This window comes from Acidovorax sp. Leaf191 (assembly GCF_001424425.1).
Lineage (GTDB): Bacteria > Pseudomonadota > Gammaproteobacteria > Burkholderiales > Burkholderiaceae_C > Acidovorax.
On the sequence record NZ_LMPT01000001.1, the window covers coordinates 220,318 to 241,113 of the forward strand.

The following is a 20,796-nucleotide window of genomic DNA, read 5'->3' on the forward strand; positions in this document are numbered from 1 at the left end:
CCGTGATGTGCCGCCTGCCCACCGCTAAGATGCGGTGGCTCCCGCTGCTTCCATTTCCTTGCGCTGATGAAACACCCCGTAGACACCGCCTATTACGCCGCGACCCAACTGCCGGGCCAGCGCTTCGATGCATCGCTCCGTGAGGGCTGGGGCGTGTGGATATCGCTGCTCGGCGACGACATCCTCAAGGCCGTCTTCACGCGCCGTGCCGATGCGGACGGCTACGTCGCCCAGCAGACCTCGGGCGGCCAGCGGGGCCAGGTGCGCAGAATGTGGCTGGTGCTCAACGAGACCACGGGCGAAGCCTATGCGCTGGGGGGTGACGGCAACCTGCCGGTGCACGGTGTGGACCTGGACTTCAGCCACCGCGCCCAGCTGGACAAGCTGCGCAGCGATGTGCTGTCGCGCCTGAGCGAGGCCGAGTTGAACGCGCTCGGGCTCAAGCGCATCTGAGCGCCGCGGGGCCCGTGCGATGGGCCCGAAGAGCGCAAAGCGCGCTCAGGCCGCCTGGGCCGACGCCGGCAGGCCGAAGATGCGGTCGAATCCCCAGTTGAAGACGAACGTGTAGCACAGGAAGAACACGATCAGCCCCAGGTCCATGACGAAGGCGGTCCACAGGCTCACGCCGAACCACCAGGCGAACAGCGGCACCAGCGTGAACACGAGCCCGCCCTCGAAGCCGATGGCATGCGCCACCCGGCGGCCCACGCTGCGCCCGCGCACGGCCTGGCGCGATTCCCAGCGCTCGAAGGCCCAGTTGAAGACGATGTTCCACACGATGGCGATCGCCGACGCCGCCACCGCCACCACGCTGGAATGGCCCGCACCCTGGCCCGTGAGCAGCGCCAGCCCCAGCGTGGCGGCCGCGATGGCGATGAGCTCGTACAGGGTGACGTAGATCACACGGCGCTTGATGCCCTGAAGCCCAGTGCTGGCGGGGGTGGATGGCGTGGTCTGAAGGTGCGGGGTGCTGGAAGTCATGGCGCTACTGTATGTGCGCCGCACTGATACATAAAGTCAGCTTGTTTCAGATTTTCTGATAGATTGAGCCGCATGGCTTTCTCCTCCGACAGCGTGCAGGTGTTTCTGGCCGCCCTGGACCACGGCTCGTTCTCCGCCGCCGCGCGGGCGCTGGCGCGCGTGCCGTCGGCGGTCAGCATGACCATTGCGCACCTGGAGGCCGAACTCGACGTGCAGTTGTTCGACCGCAGCGGCCGGGAGCCCCGGCCTACCGCAGCCGCCCGGGCCCTGGAGCCCCAGGCGCGGTTGTTGGCGGGGCAGTTGCAGCAGCTCAACGCCCAGGCGCTGGCACTCACCCAGGGGCTGGAGGAGCGCCTGACCTTGGCCATCGCCCCCGAACTGCTGGCCGCGCGCTGGACGGGGCCGCTGGCCGCACTGGCGCAGGAATACCCGCTGCTGCAGGTCGAGGTGCTGGCCGCGCCACAGGTGGACGCGCTGGCACTGGTGCATGCCGGCCGGGCGCAGTTGGCGCTGGTGTTCGAGCGGCCCAGCATCGATGGGCGCGAGGGCTTCCAGGAGGTTGGCACCGAGACGCTGGTCGCGGTGATGGCCCCCGACCACCCCGTTCTGGCGGCGGCGCGCGCCGCCGCTCAGGCCCGGGGCGAGCCACCCGGCAGCGCCATGCTGCGCGAGGAGCACCTGACCACCACGCGCCAGATCGTGGTGGCCAGCCGCGACCTGGCACAGACCGACCCGCGCTTCGTCTTCGCGCGCCACCACTGGCGCACCGACAACCACCTGGCGGCCCTCGGGCTCATCGAGGCCGGCCTGGGCTGGGGCTGGCAGCCGCGCGCGCTGGTACAGCCCCGCATCGCGGCGGGCACGCTGGTGGAGATGCCGTTCGAGAACCTGAGCAACGGCACCGCCCTGTGGGTGGACGTGGTGTGGTCCAAGGAGCGGCCCCAGGGCCTGGGCGCCGCGCGCTTCGTGGCCCTGATGAAGACCGCCGCCGCGCCAACGCAGCGCTGAAGGCGTGCGCCCCGGGCATTGCGGCCTTGGGGCAGTGCCGCCAAGCCGGGTGGCGGGCACGTCGCTCAGCGTGCTCTGCGCAGGACACCCGCCGGTCAAACCCAAAGATAAAAGAGAATGCGAATTAGTTGCATTTGAGGCTATGATGGCGCCCCTTTTCCCGCACACCCGCCAAGCCCTCACCCACTGCCCCGCCCACACCGCGCTCGCACGGGAGCTGGCGGGCTGCCCCACCAGCGCAGCCGCGGTCTTCGCCTTTCCATTCTTCGTTGTGACCATGCATTCCTTGACCCACCGGCCCGCACGGACGACTGCCGTCGCGCGCGCCGCCCTGGCGCTGTGCGCCCTGTCTGCGGCCGCCGCCGCGCTGGCCCAGACTGCGCCCACCCCCGCGCCTGACGCCGGTACCGCCACCAGCCCCGCGCTGTCGGAAGTGCAGGTGCGCGACAGCAGTGCCGCCACCGGCTACCAGGGCGCCCAGCGCAACACCGGCGCCACGCGCACCGACACCCCGCTGATCGAAACCCCGCAGTCCGTGCGCGTGGTGCCCCAGCAGCTGATGGAGGACCTGGGCGCGACGCGCCTGGCCGATACGGTGGACTACGTGAGCGGCATCACCCGGCTGAACGACTTCGGCGGCACGTGGGACAACTACGCGATCCGCGGCTTCAGCAACACCGACGGCGGCCAGCTGCTCAACGGCTTTGCGTCCAACCGGGGCTACGGCCCGCAGCGCGACGTGAGCTCGGTCGAACGCATCGAATTCCTGAAGGGCCCGGCAGCCGCGCTGTACGGCAGCAGCGAGCCGGGGGGCACGCTCAACATCGTCACCAAGAAGCCGCAGTTCACCGCCGCCCACAAGGCCGGCCTGCAGGTGGGCGGCCAGGGCTACCGGCGTGCCACGCTCGACACCACCGGCCCGCTGGGCAAGGACGTGGCCTACCGCCTGAACGTGGCGGCCGAAGACGGCGCCAGCCGCACCGCGCTGGTGGACAACCGCAAGCTGGTGGTGGCCCCGTCCATCACCTGGAACCTGGGGCCCAACACGGTGCTGAACTACGAGGCGGAGTTCATCCGCATCCGCACGCCGCTGGACCGCGGCATCGTGCAGGTGCGCGGCAACGTGGGCGCGCTGCCGTCCGACCGCTACCTGGGCGACCCCAGCCGCCCCAACCTGCACGTGAACGGCGACACGCACCAGGTGACGCTGGACCACGACCTGGGCCAGGGCTGGCGCACGCGCGTGGGCGCGTCGTACCGCGAGACGGACCTGTATGGCGCCGCCGTGGACCTGACCGGCGCCCTGGCCGCGGACGGCCGCACCCTGACGCGCCGCGACAGCTGGCGCAGCCTGCCCGCGCGCGACGCGTCGCTGCAGGCCGAGGTCGAGGGCAAGCTGCGCACCGGCGGCCTCGCCCACACCGTGCTGGCCGGCGTGGAGACCTGGCGCCTGACCGCGGCGCAGGACATCCGCTACTCCAGCCTGGCCAGCCAGCCGTTCGCCATCGACATCTACAACCCCGTGTACGACCAGCCCGTGGGCAACCTGACCCCAGGCTTCGACCTGGTGGACCGCACCCGCGCCACGGGCCTGTTCGTGCAGGACCAGATCGACCTGAGCGAGCGCTGGAAGCTGCTGGCCGGCGTGCGCTTCGACCGCTTCCACCAGGACAGCGAAAACCGCCTGGCCGCCACGCGCCAAGTGCAGGACCATTCGTCCGCCACGCCGCGCATCGGCGTCACGTACCTGATCGATCCGAACACGTCCGTCTACGCCTCGGCCGGGCGCTCGTTCCGCCCCAACGCGGGCACCGACGAAGGCGGCCGCGCGTTCGACCCGCAAAAGGGCCAGGCACTGGAGCTGGGCGCCAAGTGGCAGTCGGCCGACCAGCGGATGAACGCGAGCGTGGCGCTGTTCGACATCCGCAAGACCAACGTGCTCACGCGCAGCCCCACCAACGCCAACTTCAGCATCGCCGCGGGGGAGGTGCAAAGCCGCGGCCTGGAGCTGGATGTGGCCGGGCAGATCAACGCCCACTGGCGCATGACCGCCAACCTGGCCTACACCGACACCGAGGTGACCCGCGACAACAACGCCGCCCTGCTGGGCAAGCGCCTGCTGAACGTGCCCCGCGTGAGCGCCGGCCTGTTCGCCATCCGCGAAGACCAGGCCCCCTGGGGCGGCCGCTACGGCGTGGGCGGCGGCCTGGTGCACGTGGGCGAGCGCACCGGCACCGCGACCGACACCTACCGCCTGCCGGCCTACACCACGGCACGCCTCACGGGCTACTGGCAGATCGACAAGCGCACGCGCCTGACGCTGGACGTGCACAACCTGTTCAACAAGACCTACTACACGGCGTCGTGGGGCGCGCTCACCGTCATCCCGGGCCAGCAGCGGCAGGTGGTGGCGGGCGTGCAGGTGTCGTTTTGAACGAAAACTGCCCCTGCCGCTCGATCAGCAAGCGCAAACAGCTATTGTTTTAATAGCACACAGCAGTGTCCGTGGGGAGGAAGCGCCTGCGCTCTCCGTCCTCGGGCACCCACAGGCGGTGGTCCCAGCCACCCTGCTGCGCCAGCGCCCGCACTGCATCGCGGGTGGTGGGGCAGTGGTCCAGCGCCTGCAGGTGGTTCACCACCAGCGTGCCCGGGGTCAGCGCGGCGGCCTCGGCCATGTCGGCGGCGTCCATGAGGATCTCCGCGCCCACATCGAAGCGCGCGCCGCCTGCGGGCAGCACGGCCACGTCCGGCCGCAGGCGCGCCAGGCAGTCGCGCACGGCGGGGGTCAGCAGCGTATCGCCCGCCAGGTACACGCTGGGCTGGCCGGGCAGCTCCAGCAGGTAGCCATGGCCGTGCTCCATGAAGCGGGCGATCCAGCCCCGCCCGTGCACGCAGGCCACCGGCGTGACGTGGCCGCCCAGTGCAAACGGCTGGCGCTCCGGGCCTGACAGCGGCAACACCACCAGGCCCCGCTGCGCCAGGTAGGCCGCATCGCGCGGCATGCAGATCACCGGAATCTGCCGTTCGCGCAGAAAGCGCTTGCCCGCGCTGTCCAGGTGGTCGAAGTGGCCGCGCTGGCAGTGGGTGATGAGGGCGTGCGTCACGCGCTCCAGCGCGGCGTCCGTGCCCGGCGGCAGGTCGACGATGGGATTGCGCTCACGCCCCTTGCCCAGGTAGCGCAGCGCCGGCAGCGTGCCGCGCGGCGCGAGCATCGGGTCCACCAGCAGGCCGACGGGGCGGCCCTGGCTTGAGAACTCCAGCAGTACGGTGGCATTGCGCAGATGGGTGATGTGCATGGCGGGGGTCTCCAACAAGGCCGGTGGGTGGATAGGTCGATGCCCGATTGTTGGATGCAGCGGCCTGCGCGAGAATGGCCTGATCTGACAATTTCTTGCCATTTCTAGCCACCCCATTTTTTGCCCATGACCGCGCCCCTTGTGCCATCGGCCCCCCGTCGGCACGCACCGCCGCCGACCACAGCGTTGCGCCTGGGCCTGCTGCTGTACCCCGGCTGCATGCCGGCCGGCTTGTTCGCCGCCGCCGACATGGCCCGCGCAGCCGGCCTGCGGGCGCAGCGGCCCGTGGCGCAGACGCTGTGGGTGGGCGCCGACCTGCAGCCCGTGCCCACCTGGCAAGGACCCTCGCTCACGCCCAGCGCTGCACTGGCCGCTGCGGACCTGGACGCGGTGCTGGTCCCCGGCCTGTGGCTATCGTCCACCGACGGCCTCGCCGCGCAACTGCAGCCACTGGCCCCGGCGGTGCAGGCCCTCGCCGCGCTGCCCCGCCGCACGCAGGTGTGGAGCTACTGCGCGGGCGTGTTGCTGGCCGCCGCCAGCGGGCGCCTGCGCGGGCGCGGCGCCACGGCCACCTGGTGGCTGCGGGCCGCGCTGGAGCGGCAATACAGCGCCGTGCACTGGCGTTTTGACGAGCCCCTGGTGCAGGACGGCACCGCCACCACGGCAGCCGGCGCCAACGGCTACCTGCCGCTGATGCTGCACGCGCTGGGTGCGCGCCTGGCGCCCGAGGCCCTGGCCGACCTGCAGGCATTGCTGATGCTGCCGCGCCCGCGCACCACCCACCCGGCGTTCGCGGGGCACGACCTCATGGCCACGGCCGACGCTGACCTGCGCCGCGCCATGCTCTGGGTGCAGCGCATCCCCGCCACCGAACTGCGACTGCCCGCGCTGGCGGAGGCACTGGGCCTCTCGCCCCGCACGCTGGCGCGCCGGGTGCAGGCGCACACGGGGCTGTCGGCCGCGCACTGGATGCGCCGCATCAAGCTGCGCCAGGTGAGCGAGGCGCTGTGCGACACGCCACACCCCTTGAAGCGCATCGCCGAAGACCTGGGCTTTGCGAGCGAAGCCGGCCTGCACCGCGCCTTCCGCCAGGCCACCGGGCAGACGCCGCTGGCCTACCGCATGGCGCAGCGGTGACGCGCCTTCCGCTCTTCCGAACCCGGGCCCGCCCACGCACCGCTGTCGCTGTCGCTGTCGCTGTCGCTGCGGGCCAGGGTGCGCCTGGGCGCCCGGCACGGCCTTGGCAACCAGCAGCGGCCCGCGCAGACCATTTGTGAAACGCGCCCTGTTGCCCTAACCTGTGCCCCATCCACCCACCGCCCCTCACATCCATGCCCTCACCCCTGATCCCCAAATCCCGCAGCAAGACCGCCGACCTGTGGTCGCAATGGCAGCCCGGCAAACCCACCGCCGATGACGGCAAGGACGGCAGCCGCGGCAAGCCGCAGCGCGGCGTGTCGCTGGGCGACTACGACCCGGGCGCCAAGCCGTTTTCCCTGGGCGGGAAGGCGCAGGACAAGGCGGCCGTGGACGCGCTGGCCGCGGAGCTGGACACGCTGCAGGACCTGTTCTACGCCGACAAGCGCTACAAGCTGCTGGTGGTGCTGCAGGGCACCGACACCTCCGGCAAGGACGGCACCATCCGCGGCGTGTTCGGCCGCATGAGCGCGCTGGGGGTGCACGCCGTGGGCTGGAAGGCACCGACCGAGGCCGAACGCGCCCGCGACTACCTGTGGCGCATCCACCAGCAGGTGCCGCAGGCGGGCGACATCACGGTGTTCAACCGCAGCCAGTACGAGGACGTGCTGGTGCCGGTGGTCAACGGCTGGATCACGCCCGAGCAGCACCAGCAGCGGCTGGCCCACATCAACGACTTCGAGCGCATGCTCAGCGAGACGGGCACGGTGGTGCTCAAGTTCCTGCTGCACATCAGCGCCGACGAGCAGAAGGAGCGGCTGCAGGAGCGTCTGGACGACCCGGCCAAGCACTGGAAGTTCAGCCAGGGCGACATCGAGGTGCGCAAGCAGTGGGCCGACTACCAGCGCGCCTACGACACGCTGCTGTCCGCCACGCACACCCCCTGGGCGCCGTGGACCATCGTGCCGGCCAACTCCAAGACGCACCGCAACCTGATGATCGCCACCGTGCTGCGCGAGGTGCTGCAGAACCTGGACCTGCGCTACCCCGAGGGCGACCCGGCCCTGGCACAGCTCAAGGTCGAATGACCCGCAGTGGAGAGCGCCGGTTTTGCTGCAATGCCGCATGGACAGGCGCTTTCGGCTGGTTATGCATCAAACGCATAACCCGCAAACACTCCGGCCTTAGACAGCGTGAGGGCACAGGCATAAGCTTCGCAGCCTGAACTGATCGATCCCACAAGGAACTCACCATGTCTTCATCCACCGGCGCCCCTGGCACCACCGCTGCGGGCGCCGTCCACAGCCTGCCCTCCTACCTGCAAGCCGATCACCTCGGCCCCTGGGGCAACTACCTGCAGCAGGTCGACCGCGTCACCCCCTACCTGGGCAACCTGGCGCGCTGGGTGGAAACGCTCAAGCGCCCCAAGCGCATCCTGATCGTGGACGTGCCGATCGAGCTCGATAACGGCACCATCGCCCACTACGAAGGCTACCGCGTGCAGCACAACCTGAGCCGCGGCCCCGGCAAGGGCGGCGTGCGTTTTCACCAGGACGTGACGCTGTCCGAGGTGATGGCCCTGTCGGCCTGGATGTCGGTGAAGAACGCCGCGGTGAATGTTCCCTACGGCGGCGCCAAGGGCGGTATCCGCGTGGACCCCAAGAAGCTGTCGCTGGGTGAGCTGGAGCGTCTGACGCGCCGCTACACCAGCGAGATCGGCCTGCTGATCGGCCCCTCCAAGGACATCCCCGCACCCGACGTGAACACCAACGGACAGGTCATGGCCTGGATGATGGACACGTATTCCATGAACACCGGCGCCACCGCCACCGGCGTGGTCACCGGCAAGCCCGTGGACCTGGGCGGCTCGCTGGGCCGCGTCGAGGCCACCGGCCGCGGCGTGTACACCGTGGGTGTCGAAGCCGCCAAGCTGACCGGCCTGGCGCTCAGCGGCGCCCGCGTGGCGGTGCAGGGCTTTGGCAACGTGGGCGGCATTGCAGCCAAGCTGTTTGCCGAAGCCGGCGCCAAGGTGGTGGCCGTGCAGGACCACACCGGCACCATCTTCAACGGCAACGGCCTGGACGTGCCGGCCCTGCTGGCCCACGTGAAGACCCGCGGCGGCGTGGGCGGCTTTGCCGGCGCCGACGTGATGAAGCCCGAGGAGTTCTGGGGCGTGGACTGCGAGATCCTGATCCCTGCGGCGCTGGAAGGCCAGATCACCAAGGACAACGCAGGCCAGATCAAGGCCAAGCTCGTGATCGAAGGCGCCAACGGCCCCACGACCACCGAAGCCGACGACATCCTGAACGACAAGGGCGTGCTGGTGCTGCCCGACGTGATCGCCAACGCCGGTGGCGTGACGGTGAGCTATTTCGAGTGGGTGCAGGACTTCTCCAGCTTCTTCTGGAGCGAGGACGAGATCAACGCCCGCCTGGTGCGCATCATGCAGGAGGCCTTCGCGGGCATCTGGCAGGTGTCGCAAGAGCACAAGGTGAGCCTGCGCACCGCCACCTTCATCGTGGCCTGCCAGCGCATCCTGCATGCGCGCGAAATGCGCGGACTTTACCCTTGACCCCCCTGAGCGGCTGCGCCGCTTCCCCCCGAGGGGGACGCACCCGGTGGACTGGCAGAGCCAGATCCACGGGTACGCTGGTGGGGGGAGCGCCCTGTGGTGGGGCGGTATGAGTTGAAAATGGCCCGGTCCCTTATTCGGGAGCTGGTCTTGAGAAAACCGCCAGTGCCGTGATCCGGTGCTGGCGGTTTTTTTTTGTCTGCGGGCCGGGGGCATGCGGTCTGGACCTGCGTGTTGCTGGAGCGGCAGTTGTAACTTCGAGGGTCGTGCGCAGGCTGACCGTCACTGCGCAATGACGTTCGGTGGCCGCTCCATTTCCGGTGATTTTCTGCACGGGTCAAGGCTGGGGTTGGCCTGCTGTTGCGCGGTGGTGACGCTGTTGGCGGTGCCACCGACCGTTTGACAAGGGAAACTTACCGCAGAGGCGAAACGGAAACCAATAGATACGCATACGTACAAATCGTCATCTCTTGCTACGAGCAGTCGTGAAAAACTTCCTTGTTTTCTTCACGGCAATTTCGGGAGATTCCGGTGGCTTTACCTTCTTTGCGCAGTTTTGTGGCGCGCTTTCTCCTCAACCGCCTGCGCACCGCGCGCTCCGTGGCCCGCCTGGCCTACCGGAGGCACCCGCACAAGCCGGCGCTTATCGACCGGCGCGGCACGCTGACGTATGCGCAGCTGCAAGACCGCGTGTACCGGCTGCAGGCCTGGATGCAGGCGCAGGGTGTGAAGAAGGGCGACGTGGTGTTCACGCTGCTGCCCGAGACCGGCGAGCAGTACGAGGCGCGCCTGGCCACATTCGAGAACGGCACCATCTTTGCCAGCTTTCACAAGCACCTGCCGGCCGACGCGGCGCTGACCACCATCGGCCGCGTCAAGCCCACGGTGTTCATCCATGACCCGGAGCTGAGTGCCCCCATCCTGCAGGCCGTGCGCGAGAAGCTGCCCGGCCTGCGCACGCTGGCCATCGGCCCGGAGTACGAGCAGGCGCTGGCCCAGCACCCGCCCTCGCCCAGCACCGTGGATGTGCACGAGGACGATATCTTCGCGCTGCACATGACCTCGGGCACCACCGGGCTGCCCAAGTCCATCGGCTACAGCAACCGCAAATACCTGGACAGCGTGCGCTTCATCGCCCGGTCCATCAACTTCACGCCGCCGGTGGGCGGGCCCGATGTGAACATGCTGGGCCTGCCGCTCACGGGGCCGGGATCGGGCCTGGTGCTGCCCACGCTGCTGTCGGGCGCCGCGCTCGTCATGCCCGAGGACTTCAGCGCCACGACGCTGGCCGCCCTCATCCAGAAGCACCGCGTGTCGCGCGCCTTCCTATCGCCCTCGGCCATCATCGACCTGCTGGACGAGCCCACGCTCGACCAGTACGACCTGTCGTCGCTGACGCATGTGCCCTACGGCTCGGAGATGACGCCCGCACCCAAGATCGCCGAGGCCATCCGCCGCTTCGGGCCGATCTTCCAGCAGGGCTACGGCTGCCTGGAGGCGCTGCCGCCCATCACCTGGCTGCTGCCGCACCAGCATGTGGATGGAGAGGGCAACCCGCTGGGGCTGGAAGTGCTCTCCACCGTGGGCCGCGTCATGCCCGGCGTGCAGGTGGTCATCCGCAGCGACGACTTCAAGCCGCTGCCGCAGGGCGAGATGGGCCTGATCACCGTGCTGACGCCCGTGCGCTTCGACGGCTACTGGCTCGACCCCGAGAAGACCAGCGAGACCCTGCGCGACGGCTGGGTGGTGATGGGCGACCTGGGCTACTTCGACACGGCGGGCTACCTGCACGTGCTGGGACGCAGCGCGGACCGCGTCTCGCGCAACGGCCAATTGCTCAACCCGCGCGAAGTGGAAGAGGTGGCGCACACCCACCCCTCGGTCAAGGAGGCCTGCCTGGTGCAGCATGGTGCGCAGGCCGTGCTGGTGCTGAGCCTGCGCCAGAGCTGGCGCAAGGAGCACGACTGGCGCACGCTCGAAGGCGAGATCGCGCAGTACCTGGTGCAGCAGCTGCCCGCCCACCTGAAGCCGGACGATGTGCGCATCGTCGAGGAGATTCCGCGCAGCTTCCTGAACAAGATGCTGCGCCGCGAAGTGCGGCTGATGCTCGAAGCCGCGCCGCCGCGCGCAGCCGCCCCTGCGCCCACATCCGCCGCAGTGCCCGCGTCCGTCTCGGCGGTGGCACCGTGATGCACCCCAGCCACGCGCCTGGCAGCACCACGCCATCGCCCCTGACCCTCGGCACCAAGCTCAGCTACGCGGTCGGCAACATCGGCCTGCAGATGCTGGTCGCGGCGATGAATTTCATGCTCATGATCTTCTACACCGACGTGGCCCTGGTCGCGCCTGCCGTGGCCGGCGCGGCGCTGCTGGTGGGCAAGGTGTGGGACACCGTCAACGACCCGCTGTTCGGCTGGGTGACCGACCGCACGCGCTCGCGCTGGGGCCGCCACCGCGTCTACCTTATCTACGGTGCGATCCCGCTGGGCATTGCGGCAGCCGCTGTGTGGATGGTGCCGCCGGGCCTGTCGCCCGTGGCCGCGTTCCTGTGGATCGCCATCACGTACACGGTGTTCGACACGCTCATGACGCTGGTGCAGCTGCCCTACCAGGCCATGGCCGCGAACATGACCACCGACTACGACGAGCGCACCAGCCTCACGGCCTATGCATCGATGGGCGCGCTGATCGGCTTTTTTGCCGGCAGCGTGTTCATGCCGATCCTGGTGCGCGCCGCGCCCGACGCGCGCACCGGCTACGCGCTGGCGGGTTCGTGCTTCGGCCTGGTGGCCGGTGTGGCGGTGGCCGTGGTGGCCTGGCGCGTGCGCGAGCCCCAGGGCAGCGCCGCACCCACCGCGCAGACCGACGCCCCCGCCGACGCACGACCCATGTGGGACAGCGTGCGCGAGACCCTGCGCACCACGCTGCGCAACCGCCCCTTTTTGCTGCTGATGAGCGCCGCGACCCTGGTGCGCCTGGGCCTCACGCTGGTGCAGGCCTCGCTCGCGTACTTCGTGATCTACCAGCTGCAGGGCGACAAGGGCGACCTGCCGCGGTACATGGGCACGCTGCTCGGCGTGGTGGGCCTGTCGCTGTTCGGGTGGAAGTACGTGGTCGACCGCTGGGAGAAGAACTGGGCGTACGTGCTGGGCCTGGTGCTGTGCGCCGGCGGCTTGGTGGCGCTGTACTGGGTGGGGCCGGGCGACCAGCGCATGGTCATGGCCATACTGGTCGTCATCGGCATCGGCATGGGTGCGCACTGGATCGTGCCCTTTGCCATGGTGCCCGACACCATCGACCACGGCCACATGCAGGCCGGCGAGCGCAAGACCGGCATGTACTACGGGCTGTACGGCCTGATGGACAAGCTGGCGCGCACGCTGGCCACGGTGATGGTGGCCGGCATGCTCGACGTGACCGGCTACGTGCCCAACGTGGCGCAGTCGGCCAGCGCGCTGCAGGGCATCACCCTGATGACCGGCGTGCTGCCCGCGGCATGCCTGGTGCTGGCGATTCCGCTGCTGGTGGCCTACCCGATCACCCGCGCGCGGCATGCAGGCATCCTGTCGCGCATGGGCACGTCCTGAGCCACTGAGCCGACGAGCTTCTGCGCCATTGCGTCGCCCCCACTGCAGACCGCGCAACGCCCGGTCTGCGGTGCGGCACCGGCACCCGGGTTCAGCGCCTGAGCTACGGGCGCGGCCTGTCGAACGCTGACGCGTTCAGCGCAGCCACCGCGCGATAGGCCGGCCTGGCAAACAGGTAGCCCTGCATCAGGCGAATGCCGGTGTCGGCCAGGAAGTCGCGCTCACCAGGGGTTTCGATGCCTTCCGCGATCACCTGGATGTGCATCTCCTCGCACAGGCGCACCAGGCTGCGCACGATGGCCTGGCGCGCGCGGTTGGTGTCGACGTTGCGGATCAGGTCCATGTCGACCTTGATGATGTCGGGCTGAAAGTCCGACAGCAGCTTCATGCCCGCATAGCCGGCACCGAAGTCGTCGATGGCGGTGCGAAATCCGCAGCGCTTGTACTCGCGCAGGATGCTCGCAAACCACGGGCCGTCTTCGACACGCTCGCCCTCGGTGACCTCGAAGATGATCTGCTCGAGCGGAAAGCCGTGCGCCCGGGCCGCCTCCAGCGTGGTGCGGATGCAGACCTCGGGCCGGTAGATCGCGTTGGGCAGAAAGTTGATGGACACCGGCTGCGCCAGCCCCAGCCGGGCAGCGCCCTTGATGGCCTTGACCCGGCAGGACTGGTCGAACCGGTAGCGGTTGCGGTCGTTCACCTGCGACAGCACGGTCATCGCGCCTTCGCCGCCCGGGCCGCGCACGAGCGCCTCGTGGGCATAGACCTCGCGGCTGTGGACATCCACGATCGGCTGGTACGCGAAGTCGAACTGAAACCCCAGGCCCTCGCCCCTGCCGCAATCCTCGCAGTCCTGCCGTGTGCCCGCCAGCGGAACGAACCCGACGGGAAACGCGGCGTGGGCGGACAGGGAAGGAAGTGCGTACATGGCTGGGTGGTCCGTTCGGTTCGTAAATTATCAGCGCTGCACCTGAACGGCCGGGCCACCACTGCGCCCGCTGCAAGCACGCGCACAGCCCGGCGATGCGCACACGGGCTCTAGGCAGTGGGTGACGGCCCCACCGGATCTGCCGGCACCACGCCCCGCATCGCCAGGCAAAACGGCTGCACGCATTCGGCCCGCGCGGCATAGGGGCAGCCCACGGTCTCGCACAGGCCGGACGCGCCGTTGCGTGCCCGGTCTTCCTCGCGCGGCACCTGGCCGCTGGCCTGCAGCACGGCCATCTGCGTCCAGGGGTCCAGGCGGCCGGCCTGTTGCTGCGCCAGCATGTCGCGGCCATACACGGTGGCGGCCAGCTGGGGTTGAAAGTCCAGCACCAGCAGCGCGCTGGTGCGGGCTGATGCGGCATCGGCCCCCTGCAGCACCAGCGCCATCACGCCCGACTGCAGCGCCTGGCCCCCGCCCGCAAAGGGGACCTGCAGGGCGCCCCCGGGCAGCGCGGCGGCCGCGGTGGCTGCGGAGGGGGCTGCCTGCGCGGCCAACCAGGGCACCGGCACGCGCAGCGTGAGCGCAAAGCCGCGCGGCCCCTCGGGCGTCTGCGCCGTGCCCTGGCGCACCAGCCAGGTCTGCAGTGGGGGCTGCTCCGGGTCGATGGAGCCGTTCTCCAGCGCCTGCGCCAGGCCCACCGGCCAGGGCTGCGCGGACACCACACGCTGCGGCGCACCGCTGCCGGCCGTGACCTGCTGCACCAGCGCGCTGACCATGCGCATCAGCGGCGCGCCGAGGCCGGTGGAGGGCCAGGCAGCGCTGCCCGCTGCGGATGTAGCCGACGCCCCGGCAGGCTCGGCCGACGCGGGCGCGCCCACGGGCAGCGGTGACGGCGCCAACGGCCGCAGGGCGCTACCGGCGCTTGCGCCAGCCTGTGAAATGCTGCCCTGTGCGGCCTCCGCTGCCCCACGCCGGGGGTCGAACGCCACACCCAGTTGCTCCCGCGCTTGCGCTGAAATGCTGGCCTTATCGGCTAGCACAGGCTGGGGAGCAACAGGGGTAGGTGACGCCGTAGGCACCGGCAGCGCTGGCGGGTCGCCAGGGCGCTGACCAGGCGTGGCACCGGCCTTGTCGAGTCCCAGCAGGGACGCCTGACGCTGCAGCGCAGCTTCTGCCAGAAACTGGGCCACCGGAGGCAGCCCGGTGCGGGAGGAGGAATCAATGGGAGCAGCCATACGGGGCGGTGGTCGCGGCACCTTATTCTGGATCGATTCTCCGGGTCTGAACAGCACAGCTGCCGCACCAACCCGCCGGCTGACCCGCACGCCCCTACGCAAAATGGCAGGAATTCAAGGTCGATTGCTATGGAACCTATAGCTTCCGACGCTTTCCCATCATTCAGTAGGCAGTATCCAGCTTCAAAATAGAGGCGCCCTCTGTTCAGCGTAAACCCGCACCGCCCCGCTCCAGTTGTCAACCCAGTGACAATCCGACCTGAAGCTGCGCCTGTCTCTGCCCAGAGTAGCTCTCCAAAGTGCGATCACGCATTTCTTCATCAACACCTTCTGGCTGCACGAAGATTTCCATGTCCAACAAAGATGATTTTCCGCGCGAGAAGCAGTGGAAGAATTTGTACACACGCTCAGACAAGCTGGCTCGGGCCCAACAGTTGGGGTTCGAATATCCGCGGACCACGGAAAAGCAACTGGTGCAAGAGGAGACCATGACCGCGTCGAAAGAGAGGCTCAATGTGCTGTTCATCTGCAGCAGGAACCAATGGCGCAGCCCCACTGCCGAGCAGCTGTGGCGAAAGCACCCGAAAGTCGCGGCCCGCTCGGCAGGAACGAGTCCCAATGCCCGCCACACGGTATCCATCGACGATGTGCGATGGGCCCAGGTCATCCTGGTCATGGAAGAGAAGCACAAGTCCCGTTTGGTCGCGGAATTCACCAGGCTTCTGGAAAACAAGCCTGTGCATGTCCTCGATATTCCGGACGAATACAAATTTATGGACCCCGAGCTGGTCGAGATGCTGGAGCAGTCGGTCAACAGTCTCCTGGGGTTGGATGAGCGTTAGGCAGTGCGCCACCCGACCGCAGGCGCTGCACGAATCTCACCTTCGCCGGCAAACTCAGTGATGGGGGCGGCATGCGCACCCATGTAAGGCGCCGGTGTTGCACAGCACCTGAAAGCTGCTCGACACCACTCAGGCAATCACGGCGGGCTCCGCATTGCCTGCGGCAGTCTGCGCCTCGACCACCCGCGCCAGCAGCGCGCCTTCGTAGCGCGCAGGCAGCGGTATCCACACGCGCACCGGGTTGCCCTGCGCCACGGCGATGCTCTGGCCGTCCACGTTGCGCATCTGCTCGAGCCGGAGCGTGAGGTTGCCACTCGGGTGCACCACTTCCAGCAGGTCGCCCACGGCGAAGTGGTTCTTGGTTTCGACCTGCACCCAGTCACCGCTCAGGCCCGCTGCAGCCAGGCCCTCGGCGCCCAGCACTTCGCCCACGAACTGGCTGCGCTGCGTGGCCGAGTGGCCGTTGATGTAGTTCTGGTAATCGTTGCTGGGGCGGCGCTCCAGCAGGCCGCCGGTGTAGCCGCGGTTGGACAGGCCTTCGAGCTCGATGAGCAGCTCGGGGTTGAACGGCCGGCCGGCCACGGCGTCGTCGATGGCGCGGCGGTAGACCTGGGCGGTGCGGGCCACGTAGTACAGGCTCTTGGTGCGGCCTTCGATCTTGAGCGAATCGACGCCGATCTGCGCCAGGCGCGCCACGTGCTCCACCGCGCGCAGGTCCTTGCTGTTCATGATGTACGTGCCGTGCTCGTCCTCCATGATGGGCATCATCTGCCCGGGGCGGCCGGCTTCCTCGATGAGGTAGACCTTGTCGGCCTTGGGGTGGCGCTCGCCGTTGCCGGTGGTCGATGCAAAGGCTTGCTCCGCTTTCTGCTGCGCGGCCTCGAAGTTGAAGTCGCCCTCCATCTTCTGGGCGATGGCTTCGCCCGTGGTGGGGTCGATGTCGGCGTCGTGGGTGGCGTAGCTCCAGCGGCAGGCGTTGGTGCAGGTGCCCTGGTTGGGGTCGCGGTGGTTGAAGTAGCCGCTGAGCAAACACCGGCCCGAGTACGCGATGCACAGCGCGCCGTGCACGAAGACCTCCAGCTCCATGTCGGGGCATTCCTGGCGGACTTTCTCGATCTCGTCGAGGCTCAGTTCGCGCGACAGGATGACGCGCTCCACGCCCATCTTCTGCCAGAACTTCACCGCCGCCCAGTTGGTGGTGTTGGCCTGCACCGAGAGGTGCACCACCTGCTCGGGCCACTTCTCCTTGACCATCATGATCAGGCCCGCGTCGGCCATGATGAGGGCGTCGGGCCGGCAGTCGATCACGGGCTCGATGTCGCGCAGGTAGGTGCGGATCTTGTCGTTGTGCGCAATGAGGTTGCTGGTGACGAAGAACTTCTTGCCGCGTGCATGGGCCTCGCTGATGCCTTGGCGGATCTGCTCGAGCTTGAACTCGTTGTTGCGCGCGCGCAGGGAGTAGCGCGGCTGGCCGGCGTACACGGCGTCGGCGCCGAAGTCATACGCGGCGCGCATCTTGTCGAGCGAGCCGGCGGGCAGCAGGAGTTCGGGGGCTTTGAGGAGGGTGGTCATGGGGTGCCTCTGGATGCGTGGTGAGGGCGGATGAGGACGGACGGGTGCGGATCTGCCAGTTCACACCCCACCCGTTCGGCCTGAGCCTGTCGAAGGCTGGGCCCTGGCTTCGACAGGCTCAGCCCGAACGGTCCGGGGGGTGCAAACGCAGTCAGTAAAACCATGGCGATGGAGTGCATCGGACAGGGGTCAGCGGGGCATCACCGACAGGCCCGCCAGCGTGCCCACGGCCTGCGCCGGAAACTCTGGCGCATCGAACGCCTTGTCGCCATCGGCGTCCTGCACGCCATTGGGCACCATGCCCTTGAAGTCGAAATGGCGCGGGTCCATGAAGTGCGAAGGCACCAGGTTGCGCAGGGCCACGGCCATGTTCTCGATGCGGCCGGGGTACAGCTGCTGCCAGTCGCGCAGCATCTGGCCGATCTGCTTGCGCTGCAGGTTCTCCTGGCTGCCGCACAGCGTGCACGGGATGATGGGGAAGGCGCGGATGTCCGCCCAGCGGCTGAGGTCGTCTTCGGCCACGTAGGCCAGCGGGCGGATGATGAGGTGGTCGCCGCGGTCGCTCTGCACCTTGGGCGGCATGCCCTTGAGCTTGCCGCCGAAGAACATGTTCAAAAAGAACGTCTGCAGCATGTCGTCGCGGTGGTGGCCCAGCGCGATCTTCGTACACCCCAGCTCGTCGGCCACGCGGTACAGGATGCCCCGGCGCAGGCGGCTGCACAGGCTGCACATGGTCTTGCCTTCGGGGATGTGCTCCTTGACGACGCTGTAGGTGTCCTGCGTTTCGATGTGAAAGGGCACGCCGACCTGCGCCAGATACTTCGGCAGCACATGGGCCGGAAAGCCGGGCTGCTTCTGGTCGAGGTTGACGGCGATCAGCTCGAACTTGTGGCCGTTGCGCTGCTGCAGCATGCGCAGCACGTCGAGCATGGCGTAGCTGTCCTTGCCGCCGGAGACGCACACCATGACTTTGTCGCCGTCTTCGATGAGGCCGAAGTCGCCGATGGCCTGGGCGACCTGGCGGACCAGGCGCTTTTCGAGCTTGAGCGCGGCGTGGGCGGCGGTTTTCTCGGCGGCGGCTGCGCTGTCTTCTGCGCTGGGGACCGCAGGCGTTTCAAGGAGGGTGGCGGGTTCGGACATGGAAAAGCAGGCCGGGGTGTGGGGCAAGGGAAAAGACAAAGTTCAGCCGAAGGCGTCAGAGCCTGTGGAATGTGCCGCAGAGTCGGTCGCCCGGCAATGCGCTACCGCACGGCAGCAGTTTTCAGTTGCTACTGTTTTTATAGCTACTACCGTTGGATCAGCAAGCGGTAGCAGCCAATTCCATCCAAAAATCAGGCTTCGGCGGGGTAGAACATCTTGCGCGTGGGCACGGTCTCCACCGCCTTGGCGATGGCGCCGATGTGGTCCGGCGTGGTGCCGCAGCAGCCGCCCAGGATGTTGACCAGCCCCTCGGCCGCGAACTCGTGCACCAGGCGGCTGGTGATCTCGGGGGTTTCGTCGAAGCCGGTGTCGCTCATGGGGTTGGGAAGGCCGGCGTTGGGGTAGCAGCTGATGAAGGTGTCCTCGGCCACGCGGTTGAGCTCCTGGATGTAGGGGCGCATCAGCGTGGCGCCCAGGGCGCAGTTCAGGCCGATGGCCAGCGGGCGCGAATGGCGCACGCTGTGCCAGAAGGCGGTCACGGTCTGGCCGCTCAGGATGCGGCCCGACGCGTCGGTGACCGTGCCGCTGATGATGAGCGGCAGCCGCTGGCCGCTGTTCTCGAAGTACTCGTCGATGGCGAACAGCGCGGCCTTGGCGTTCAGCGTGTCGAAGATCGTCTCGACCAGCAGCACGTCGGAGCCGCCCTCGACCAGCGCCTCGGTCTGCTCGTAGTACGCGGCGCGCAGCTGCTCGAAGTCGACATTGCGCGCGCCCGGGTCGTTCACGTCAGGGCTGATGCTGGCCGTCTTGGGCGTGGGGCCCAGGGCGCCGGCCACGAAACGGGGCTTGTCGGGCGTGCTGTATTTGTCGCAGGCGGCGCGGGCAAGCTGGGCCGAGCGCAGGTTCATCTCGCGCGCCAGCCCGGCCATGTGGTAGTCGTCCTGCGCGATGGTGGTGGCGCCGAAGGTGTTGGTCTCGATGAGGTCGGCGCCGGCGGCGAGGTACCGCTCGTGGATGTCGCTGATCACGTCGGGCCGGGTGAGCGAGAGCAGCTCGTTGTTGCCCTTGACGTCGTACGCAAAGTCTGTGAACCGGCTGCCCGCCCCGCCGGGGCCGCTGTAGCCCTCGCCCCGGTACTGCGCCTCGCCCAGCTTGAAGCGCTGGATCATGGTGCCCATAGCGCCGTCGAGGATGACGATGCGTTGGGCAAGGATGTCGGGCAGCTGCGCGGCGCGGGTGTAGTGAAGGGCTTGCATAGCCCCGTATTGTAGGAAGCCGGGCGCGCAGGGCCGTGTGCAGGGCTGCTGCAGTGCCCGGGGTGCGGAAACGGGTAGAAAAACCTTCCAGGACGCACCCGGCGCTTTTTAGAACCATCAATAATATTGATCGACTTTTAAATTCCAATGGGATATAATTTGCCTTGCTGCAGTCACGGCTTCCGAGCCGCGCCGCCGCAGCAACGCCTGCTCAGAGACCGCTAGCAACACGTCTTTGCCACTGCAGGTGCGTTGTGCGACATGTGTCGCCCCAGTGGGCCTGCTAGAGCTGCAGCCCGCCGAGCCCCTTGATGCTCACGCAGGCCAATGTTCCGCCTGCGATATTGAATGAACCAGATTTCACAGACCGCCATTTCCATGGGCAAGTACGTCGTTTCGCCCGCGACACACCCGACCGACTGCGGCCGCTTCCGCGCCTCCTTCTCGGTCCATCGTTCAGAGAGCAAGGGCAGCTACTGCCGCGTGTTCCGTTTTGACAAGGTCTTTGCATCGCGCGAAGCCGCCCGGCTGTTCGCAGTCACCCAGGGCTGGCTGCAGGCGTGCATGCCGCACCCTCCGATGTGCTGATGGTCTGCACGCTGCAGATTCCATCCGCCTTCCCCGTGGTTGCGGGCTCCTCCCGGTCCGCACACCCACCCCAACGGTACGCCCTTCGCTGCGCGCCATCCTTTAGAAAGACTCTCCCATGAGCACCAAGATCTATGTGGGCAACCTGCCCTACTCCGTGACCGATTCCAGCCTGGAAAGCAACTTCGCCGAGTTCGGCGGCGTGTCTTCCGCCAAGGTCATGATGGACCGCGAAACCGGCCGCTCCAAGGGCTTCGGCTTTGTCGAAATGGCCAACGCCGAAGTCGCCCAGGCCGCCATCACCGCGCTGCACGGCATGTCGGTCGACGGCCGCTCCATCGTCGTGAACCTGGCCCGCCCACGCGAAGACAACCGCAGCTCGGGTGGCTACAGCGACGCAGGCTACAACGCCGGCAAGCGCTCGGACGTGGGCTACGGCAACGGCGGCTTCGGCGGCGGCCGCTACTGAACCGGGTCTTCCCGTGTCCTGAAAACCGGCTCTGTGGAGCCGGTTTTTTTTCGCCCCGGCCACGGCGCCCCGCCAGCCGCTGTGCCGCGGCCGGGGCCCTTGCGGGGCTTGGCCGCGGCGGTCCTGATGCCGGCTGTGGGGACGTACGCGGTGCCCGGCGCACAATAGCCCCTTCGCCTGCGGGC

The 20,796-nt window shown here is 68.3% G+C and carries 18 protein-coding genes; 11 read left to right on the forward strand and 7 right to left on the reverse strand.

All coding sequences use genetic code 11. From position 1 onward, the window contains the following. Nucleotides 1-66 precede the first annotated feature (66 nt). Entirely contained in the window at nt 67-453 is a 387-nt protein-coding gene (locus ASG27_RS00935) for a hypothetical protein (protein WP_056410373.1), read from the forward strand. A gap of 45 nt (nt 454-498) precedes the next feature. On the opposite strand, the gene ASG27_RS00940 is transcribed toward ASG27_RS00935, so the two are convergent. Next, nucleotides 499-981 carry a PACE efflux transporter gene (locus tag ASG27_RS00940; protein ID WP_056410375.1) on the reverse strand — a complete coding sequence of 161 codons (483 nt, stop codon included), beginning with the start codon at nt 979-981 and terminating at the stop codon, nt 499-501. Nucleotides 982-1,053: 72 nt separating this feature from the next. Between ASG27_RS00940 and ASG27_RS00945 the strand changes: the two genes are divergently transcribed. Next, nucleotides 1,054-1,989, forward strand: coding sequence for a LysR family transcriptional regulator (locus tag ASG27_RS00945; RefSeq protein WP_056410377.1), 936 nt, complete (start codon nt 1,054-1,056; stop codon nt 1,987-1,989). A 277-nt stretch (nt 1,990-2,266) separates the two neighbouring features. Beyond that, complete coding sequence (locus ASG27_RS00950; RefSeq protein ID WP_056411550.1) at nt 2,267-4,423, forward strand: TonB-dependent siderophore receptor; 2,157 nt, start codon at nt 2,267-2,269, stop codon at nt 4,421-4,423. 49 nt (nt 4,424-4,472) lie between these two features. Here ASG27_RS00950 and ASG27_RS00955 read toward each other — a convergent pair whose 3' ends face one another. Then, entirely contained in the window at nt 4,473-5,285 is an 813-nt protein-coding gene (locus ASG27_RS00955) for an MBL fold metallo-hydrolase (protein WP_056410379.1), read from the reverse strand. Between the two features lie 126 nt (nt 5,286-5,411). Here ASG27_RS00955 and ASG27_RS00960 point away from each other — a divergent pair, with 126 nt between their 5' ends. The 5 genes from ASG27_RS00960 to ASG27_RS00980 all read left to right on the forward strand — a co-directional run bounded on the left by ASG27_RS00960 (nt 5,412) and on the right by ASG27_RS00980 (nt 12,581). Next, nucleotides 5,412-6,422: a GlxA family transcriptional regulator gene (locus ASG27_RS00960; protein WP_082485693.1), complete on the forward strand. Its 1,011-nt coding sequence runs from the start codon at nt 5,412-5,414 to the stop codon at nt 6,420-6,422. Between the two features lie 194 nt (nt 6,423-6,616). After that, nucleotides 6,617-7,510 carry a PPK2 family polyphosphate kinase gene (locus ASG27_RS00965; protein ID WP_056410380.1) on the forward strand — a complete coding sequence of 298 codons (894 nt, stop codon included), beginning with the start codon at nt 6,617-6,619 and terminating at the stop codon, nt 7,508-7,510. Nucleotides 7,511-7,674: 164 nt separating this feature from the next. After that, nucleotides 7,675-8,994: a Glu/Leu/Phe/Val family dehydrogenase gene (locus ASG27_RS00970; RefSeq protein ID WP_056410382.1), complete on the forward strand. Its 1,320-nt coding sequence runs from the start codon at nt 7,675-7,677 to the stop codon at nt 8,992-8,994. Between the two features lie 531 nt (nt 8,995-9,525). Further along, nucleotides 9,526-11,184 (forward strand): class I adenylate-forming enzyme family protein, encoded by a 1,659-nt coding sequence (locus ASG27_RS00975; RefSeq protein ID WP_056410384.1) that lies wholly within the window; start codon nt 9,526-9,528, stop codon nt 11,182-11,184. Further along, complete coding sequence (locus ASG27_RS00980; RefSeq protein ID WP_056410385.1) at nt 11,184-12,581, forward strand: MFS transporter; 1,398 nt, start codon at nt 11,184-11,186, stop codon at nt 12,579-12,581. Before ASG27_RS00975 ends, ASG27_RS00980 begins: the two co-directional genes overlap by 1 nt. Nucleotides 12,582-12,684: 103 nt before the next feature. Here the strand turns inward: ASG27_RS00980 and ASG27_RS00985 are convergent, their stop codons facing one another. Together ASG27_RS00985 and ASG27_RS00990 are read right to left on the reverse strand one after the other, a co-directional pair. After that, on the reverse strand, nt 12,685-13,509 hold the full coding sequence (locus tag ASG27_RS00985) for an EAL domain-containing protein (RefSeq protein ID WP_082485694.1): 825 nt from the start codon (nt 13,507-13,509) through the stop codon (nt 12,685-12,687). A 110-nt stretch (nt 13,510-13,619) separates the two neighbouring features. Beyond that, on the reverse strand, nt 13,620-14,744 hold the full coding sequence (locus ASG27_RS00990; RefSeq protein WP_056410388.1) for a hypothetical protein: 1,125 nt from the start codon (nt 14,742-14,744) through the stop codon (nt 13,620-13,622). Between the two features lie 350 nt (nt 14,745-15,094). On the opposite strand from ASG27_RS00990, the gene ASG27_RS00995 reads away from it, so the two are divergent. After that, entirely contained in the window at nt 15,095-15,586 is a 492-nt protein-coding gene (locus tag ASG27_RS00995; RefSeq protein WP_442854064.1) for a low molecular weight protein tyrosine phosphatase family protein, read from the forward strand. Nucleotides 15,587-15,715: 129 nt separating this feature from the next. Here the strand turns inward: ASG27_RS00995 and trhP are convergent, their stop codons facing one another. From trhP to ASG27_RS01010, 3 genes are all read right to left on the reverse strand, one after another. Then, complete coding sequence (gene trhP, locus ASG27_RS01000; protein ID WP_056410392.1) at nt 15,716-17,158, reverse strand: prephenate-dependent tRNA uridine(34) hydroxylase TrhP; 1,443 nt, start codon at nt 17,156-17,158, stop codon at nt 15,716-15,718. A 189-nt stretch (nt 17,159-17,347) separates the two neighbouring features. Next, nucleotides 17,348-18,298: a tRNA 2-thiocytidine(32) synthetase TtcA gene (gene ttcA / locus ASG27_RS01005; protein WP_056410393.1), complete on the reverse strand. Its 951-nt coding sequence runs from the start codon at nt 18,296-18,298 to the stop codon at nt 17,348-17,350. A gap of 191 nt (nt 18,299-18,489) precedes the next feature. Beyond that, nucleotides 18,490-19,554: a homocysteine S-methyltransferase family protein gene (locus tag ASG27_RS01010; RefSeq protein ID WP_056410394.1), complete on the reverse strand. Its 1,065-nt coding sequence runs from the start codon at nt 19,552-19,554 to the stop codon at nt 18,490-18,492. Between the two features lie 348 nt (nt 19,555-19,902). Between ASG27_RS01010 and ASG27_RS01015 the strand changes: the two genes are divergently transcribed. Continuing rightward, complete coding sequence (locus tag ASG27_RS01015) at nt 19,903-20,142, forward strand: hypothetical protein (RefSeq protein ID WP_200912359.1); 240 nt, start codon at nt 19,903-19,905, stop codon at nt 20,140-20,142. 118 nt (nt 20,143-20,260) lie between these two features. Then, a complete protein-coding gene (locus ASG27_RS01020; RefSeq protein WP_056163143.1) occupies nt 20,261-20,611 on the forward strand; it encodes an RNA recognition motif domain-containing protein in 351 nt (116 codons plus the stop codon). Nucleotides 20,612-20,796 lie beyond the last annotated feature (185 nt).

Excerpts from the sequence above, each read along its gene's own strand:
- ASG27_RS00935 (WP_056410373.1), top strand. The coding sequence starts at position 67 with ATGAAACACCCCGTAGACACCGCCTATTACGCCGCGACCCAACTGCCG.
- ASG27_RS00940 (WP_056410375.1), bottom strand. The coding sequence starts at position 981 with ATGACTTCCAGCACCCCGCACCTTCAGACCACGCCATCCACCCCCGCC.
- ASG27_RS00945 (WP_056410377.1), top strand. The coding sequence starts at position 1,054 with ATGGCTTTCTCCTCCGACAGCGTGCAGGTGTTTCTGGCCGCCCTGGAC.
- ASG27_RS00950 (WP_056411550.1), top strand. The coding sequence starts at position 2,267 with ATGCATTCCTTGACCCACCGGCCCGCACGGACGACTGCCGTCGCGCGC.
- ASG27_RS00955 (WP_056410379.1), bottom strand. The coding sequence starts at position 5,285 with ATGCACATCACCCATCTGCGCAATGCCACCGTACTGCTGGAGTTCTCA.
- ASG27_RS00960 (WP_082485693.1), top strand. The coding sequence starts at position 5,412 with ATGACCGCGCCCCTTGTGCCATCGGCCCCCCGTCGGCACGCACCGCCG.
- ASG27_RS00965 (WP_056410380.1), top strand. The coding sequence starts at position 6,617 with ATGCCCTCACCCCTGATCCCCAAATCCCGCAGCAAGACCGCCGACCTG.
- ASG27_RS00970 (WP_056410382.1), top strand. The coding sequence starts at position 7,675 with ATGTCTTCATCCACCGGCGCCCCTGGCACCACCGCTGCGGGCGCCGTC.
- ASG27_RS00980 (WP_056410385.1), top strand. The coding sequence starts at position 11,184 with ATGCACCCCAGCCACGCGCCTGGCAGCACCACGCCATCGCCCCTGACC.
- ASG27_RS00985 (WP_082485694.1), bottom strand. The coding sequence starts at position 13,509 with ATGTACGCACTTCCTTCCCTGTCCGCCCACGCCGCGTTTCCCGTCGGG.
- ASG27_RS00990 (WP_056410388.1), bottom strand. The coding sequence starts at position 14,744 with ATGGCTGCTCCCATTGATTCCTCCTCCCGCACCGGGCTGCCTCCGGTG.
- ASG27_RS00995 (WP_442854064.1), top strand. The coding sequence starts at position 15,095 with ATGTCCAACAAAGATGATTTTCCGCGCGAGAAGCAGTGGAAGAATTTG.
- trhP (WP_056410392.1), bottom strand. The coding sequence starts at position 17,158 with ATGACCACCCTCCTCAAAGCCCCCGAACTCCTGCTGCCCGCCGGCTCG.
- ttcA (WP_056410393.1), bottom strand. The coding sequence starts at position 18,298 with ATGTCCGAACCCGCCACCCTCCTTGAAACGCCTGCGGTCCCCAGCGCA.
- ASG27_RS01010 (WP_056410394.1), bottom strand. The coding sequence starts at position 19,554 with ATGCAAGCCCTTCACTACACCCGCGCCGCGCAGCTGCCCGACATCCTT.
- ASG27_RS01015 (WP_200912359.1), top strand. The coding sequence starts at position 19,903 with ATGAACCAGATTTCACAGACCGCCATTTCCATGGGCAAGTACGTCGTT.
- ASG27_RS01020 (WP_056163143.1), top strand. The coding sequence starts at position 20,261 with ATGAGCACCAAGATCTATGTGGGCAACCTGCCCTACTCCGTGACCGAT.